1 protein-coding gene is annotated in these 1,498 nt (G+C 72.8%); it reads left to right on the forward strand.

What is annotated here, in order from left to right:
• A partial coding sequence (locus IE271_RS40905; RefSeq protein WP_190195478.1) for a polyketide synthase dehydratase domain-containing protein occupies positions 1 to 1,498 on the forward strand: 1,498 nt, incomplete at both ends.

Below are 1,498 nucleotides of genomic sequence, written 5' to 3' on the forward strand. Positions count from 1 at the left end.
GGCGGGCACGTTGCGGCGGGACGACGGCGGTCTGGAGCGTTTCCTGTTGTCGGCCGGCGAACTGTACGTACGGGGTGTCCCCGTCGACTGGAACACATTGTTCGAGGGCGTCGATCCGAAGCCCTTGCGGACGTCGGAACTGCCGACCTACCCCTTCCAGCACCAGCGCTACTGGCTCGAACCCGGCAGCTCCACAGGCGACGTCACCACCTTCGGCCTCACCTCGGCGGCGCACCCCTTGCTCGGCACGGTGGTCGAACTGCCTGATGGCGCACGGGTCTTCACGGCCCGGCTCGCGACGAGGACGCATCCCTGGCTGGCCGAACACACGGTATCCGGCAAGGTGCTGCTGCCGGGCGCGGCCTTCATCGAACTCGCGCTGCGGGCGGGCGAGGACCTGGACCTCGCTCATCTGGACGAACTGGTCGTGGAAGCGCCTCTGGTGCTGCCCCGGCACGGAGGGGTCCAGCTCCGGGTCACGGTCGAGCCGTCGGGTGGGGACGGGCGACGCGCCGTCCATGTGCACTCACGTCCCGAGGAGGGGGAGGCCGACGACGCGTGGGTCCGGCACGCCACCGGCTTCGTGGGACCCGAGTCCACACCGGACTTCGGGTACGAGGCATGGCCGCCGCCCGGCGCCGAACCTGTCGCCGTCGACGGCTTCTACGAGGACCTGGCGGCCGCCGGCTACGAGTACGGCGAGACGTTCCGCGGAGTGCGCGCCGCCTGGCGGCTGGGCGACGAGGTCTACGCCGAGGTGGCGCTGCCCGGACAGGCGGCCGAGTCCGGCGGACGCTTCGGCCTGCACCCCGCTCTCCTCGACGCGGCCCTCCAGTCGGCGAACCTGGGCGCGGCGCCGGCGGGCCGGCCCGGTGAACTGCTGCTGCCCTTCGCCTGGAACGACATCGCGCTGTACGCCTCCGGCGCCTCCGCGCTGCGGGTGCGTGCCCGGCGTGAGGGACCCGACTCGGTCTCCTTCGCCCTGAGCGACCCCACCGGACGTCCGGTGGCGGCCATCGGCACGCTCGTACTGCGTCCGGTCCCGCTCGACCGTCTGGCGCCGGTGACCGACCCGGCGGCCGAGCATCTGTACCGCGTCGACTGGACGGCGCTCGACCTGCCGCGCACGACGGCGGCAGCGGCCGCGCACCACGTGCTCGATCTCACCGGCCGGCCCGAGGCGTCCGCGCCGCAGTCCGCGCGCAAGCTGATCGAGGCGGCAAGGGAACGGATCCAGGAGCACCTGGCGGACTCTTCCGACCGCCCGCTCGTCGTCCTCACCGCGGATCCCGATGCCGATCCTGGGGCGGCTGCGGTGTGGGGTCTGGTGCGCACGGTGCAGTTGGAGCAGCCCGGGCGGGTGGTGCTGGTGGGTACGGATGGCGTGTCGACCGACGTCGACCGTGTGGTGGGGTCGGGTGAGGTGCAGGTGGTGTGGCGTGCGGGTCGGGCGTGGGTGCCGCGTCTGGTGCGTGCGGGTGGGGGGTCGGTGGGTGGT

The organism is Streptomyces minutiscleroticus (assembly GCF_014650875.1).
Lineage (GTDB): Bacteria > Actinomycetota > Actinomycetes > Streptomycetales > Streptomycetaceae > Streptomyces > Streptomyces minutiscleroticus.